Raw genomic sequence first — 3,016 nt, 5'->3', positions numbered from 1 at the left:
GTTCACGGCCTACGGCGTCGGCGGTATTGTTGGACCGATCATGGCTGGCGCGTTCCGCGACAGTGGTTCCTGGCTGCCGGCGTTTGTGATCAGCGGTGTGCTGTGCCTGGTGGCGGCCGGTCTGGCTATGAGCCTGAAGCCACCGGCAAGTGGTTCTGCGGTAGAAGCGGTGAAAGCCTGAGCGGCTCCATCTCCATCTAACGTCGGCACGACTTGCGGTCAGAAACGCCGCCCCTACAACGGTCGGGGTTTCTCTTACACGGCAGTCAACCTTTCCTGTACACGGCGCTCCAGTCGCGTCAGCTAAAATGGATCGATCTACGCCGATCGCATCTGCTGGCAAACTCCTGTACTGACTGTATTTACGTAATCGGGAGTATCCACAGAGTGCGAGCGGGAGGAACAGCTGAATCTGTGGGAGCCCCATTATGTACGTAGACAAGACGCGCCGCGAACCGGGTAAACCGACTCCAGGGAGGCGCGTGCTGGTCGCCACCTCGCTGGCCTTTCTGATGACGCTTCTCTCTTCTTGCGATGCGTTTCAGGACAACGACACCGGCTTCCGAGGCGACAATGAGTTTCTATCCTCGCGAGACATTACGCGGATTGGCCAACTGAACGGGAGCCTTCGCGCGACGCTGAGTGCGCAGGCCCTCGAAGGCGGACTCGAGTTTTATCGCCTTCCGGACAGCGATGAGTTTGACAGGATCCCGCAGGATCCGCTGAATCCACTGACTCGCGCAAAGGTGCGGCTGGGACAACTGCTGTATCACGAAACAGCGCTGGGCACCAGCTGCCGACAGGAGTCGGCTTCGGAGACCTACTCGTGCGCGGGATGTCATTTCGCGCAGGCAGGGTTTCAGGCGGCCACGCCACAGGGAATCGCGGAGGGCGGACGGGGCTTCTTCAACCGGAAGCTCGATCCTGCATATGATTCCAGCTCGGACGAGAACACGCCCGACCTTCAGCCAATTCGATCTCCGTCGAGTATGAACACGGCATACCAGCAACTCATGCTCTGGAATGGTCAGTTCGGTGGTGTCGGCCTCAACTTCGGTACGGAGGCAAATTGGACCGGACCGAAGGAGGCAAACATGCTCGGGATGCACGGACTGGAGACGCAGGCGGTAGCGGGGATGACGGTCCATCGGATGGACGACGTCGAGAACTCGCGAGTCGCTTCGATTCCGTTTTATCAGCGTCTGTTTGGCGAGGCCTTTCCTGCCGACGACGAGCCCGTCACCCTCATGAACTCGGCGCTCGCCATCGCCGCGTTTGAGCGAACCATTCTCGCGAACCGCTCACCGTTTCAGCGGTGGCTGCGCGGGGAGGCCCGGGCCATGTCGGAGGATCAGATGCGTGGAGCGATCCTGTTCTTCGGGAAGGCCGAGTGTTCCGCCTGTCACACGGGGCCGGCTCTCAGTTCGATGACGTTCTACGCGCTGGGCATGAATGATCTGGACGGCGCGGTCGATCCGCGAGTGGACCTTCGTGCTTTCGGGGGCACGGTACCGGACGACGTCCGTCGAGGACGCGGCGGTTTTACGGGCCGGGTGGCTGACGACTACCGCTTCAAGACGCCGCAACTCTACAATCTCACCGACACACCATTCTATAGTCACGGTGCATCATTCTCCTCGGTGCGTGATGTGATCGCCTACAAGAATGCGGCCGTCCCGCAGAACTCTCTCGTGCCGGTCGAACGACTCTCCTCTTACTTCCGTCCGCTGGGCCTGTCGGAGTCCGAGATCGACGACCTGACAGTGTTTATTGAGGAGGCGCTGTACGATCCTGAACTGATGCGCTACGTGCCTGCGGTCCTGCCGTCAGGCAACTGCACGCCGCACAACGATGCGGAGTCGCGGCAGGAACTGGGCTGCTTCTGAGACGGAAGGATCGGTTGCGGTTGCGAAGGGAGCTTTCAAAGGCGGACCTTGCGCCTGCTACGGGGTGGCTGACGAGCGCTTACGAATTACAATGTCGCCGCTGTAATTCTGAAACAAATACTCCGGCCCCCCACCGTTGATTGTCGCGTACGTAAAGCTGCGCAGCCGCTGACGGCCGTCTTTGCCGACGTTCTCGAGAGACGCCACCTTGCCGGACAGATCAAACTCCGACAGGATCTCCCCATGATCTGTTCGCATCTTCAATTTTGCAGATACCTGAGAGGGAAACGTCACTTCGACGTCGCCTGACCACGAGCTGAACGCCATCGGCCGCGCGTCCGTTATCGATTCGAAGGTCGCTGTCAGACTCCCCGCGTGTGCGTGCGCGACAACAGGCCCCGATACTTCTGCCAGGGCAATTGAGCCGTTTGCGGCGTTGACTTCCATTTCTCCCGAAACACCCGTCACGAGAATGTCTCCTTCTCCGGTGATGTGGACGGATAGATCGCTGTCTCGTGGGATCCATACGTGCAGGTCCGTGTAGCGATCCTCGCTTCCCGCCTTCACGACAATGGTGTTGTCGTTCTCATCCAGCGTAACGTTTGCACCCTGGTCTACGCGGCGCAGATTGTCCTGCCGTGGACGAGATGACTCGGCGGTCTCGCGAGGTCGCTCGATTATCTCAATGACGACATCCTTCTCGGCGTGTGCGGACACCTCGATATTTCCATAGATGGTCCGAGCCACGACATGCGTCGGTTGGTCAGGCTCCGCGAACGATGCCCGGAGCGTTTCCTGAGCTTGAGAAAGTAGCGGCGTACAAAGGAGCAGTGCGAAAAAGGCGGTCTTCATGTTGATTCTGTCTCGTATGATAGTAGTACCGGTCACGAGCTCTGGTCACTCCAGCACCTCGTATATGGTCGTCTGGATCAGTGGTGATTTTTGGAGCTGGATTGACTGCTGCAAGCCATCGCGGACCTCACGCTGATCGGCGAAGCGACTGAGGGCATCGATCGCCGCAAGCCGCACGTTCACGTTCGGGTCGTTTCTAATGGCGGCGAGCAACGAACTCGTAACATCATCTCCCAGGCGGTTCATTTCATACGTCTCGTGAATGGCTTCGAGTCGCG

General features: G+C 59.3%; 4 protein-coding genes. 2 read left to right on the top strand and 2 right to left on the bottom strand.

From position 1 onward, the window contains the following. The first annotated feature begins 40 nt into the window (after positions 1-40). A complete protein-coding gene (locus HKN37_12720) occupies positions 41-181 on the top strand; it encodes a hypothetical protein (protein NNE47510.1) in 141 nt (46 codons plus the stop codon). Between the two features lie 247 nt (positions 182-428). Next, a complete protein-coding gene (locus tag HKN37_12715; GenBank protein NNE47509.1) occupies positions 429-1,886 on the top strand; it encodes a cytochrome-c peroxidase in 1,458 nt (485 codons plus the stop codon). Between the two features lie 57 nt (positions 1,887-1,943). Here the strand turns inward: HKN37_12715 and HKN37_12710 are convergent, their stop codons facing one another. Further along, on the bottom strand, positions 1,944-2,738 hold the full coding sequence (locus tag HKN37_12710; protein NNE47508.1) for a DUF4097 family beta strand repeat protein: 795 nt from the start codon (positions 2,736-2,738) through the stop codon (positions 1,944-1,946). A gap of 45 nt (positions 2,739-2,783) precedes the next feature. Further along, positions 2,784-2,984, bottom strand: coding sequence for a hypothetical protein (locus tag HKN37_12705; GenBank protein ID NNE47507.1), 201 nt, complete (start codon positions 2,982-2,984; stop codon positions 2,784-2,786). Positions 2,985-3,016 lie beyond the last annotated feature (32 nt).

It is taken from the genome of Rhodothermales bacterium (assembly GCA_013002345.1).
In the GTDB taxonomy this organism is placed as follows: Bacteria; Bacteroidota; Rhodothermia; order Rhodothermales; family JABDKH01; genus JABDKH01.
The sequence above is the reverse complement of the archived record's forward strand: the minus strand, read 5'-3'. Positions and strand labels throughout refer to the sequence as shown.

Coding starts and splice junctions, on each gene's coding strand:
- HKN37_12720 (NNE47510.1), top strand. CDS start 41: ATGGCTGGCGCGTTCCGCGACAGTGGTTCCTGGCTGCCGGCGTTTGTG.
- HKN37_12710 (NNE47508.1), bottom strand. CDS start 2,738: ATGAAGACCGCCTTTTTCGCACTGCTCCTTTGTACGCCGCTACTTTCT.
- HKN37_12715 (NNE47509.1), top strand. CDS start 429: ATGTACGTAGACAAGACGCGCCGCGAACCGGGTAAACCGACTCCAGGG.
- HKN37_12705 (NNE47507.1), bottom strand. CDS start 2,984: ATGAACCGCCTGGGAGATGATGTTACGAGTTCGTTGCTCGCCGCCATT.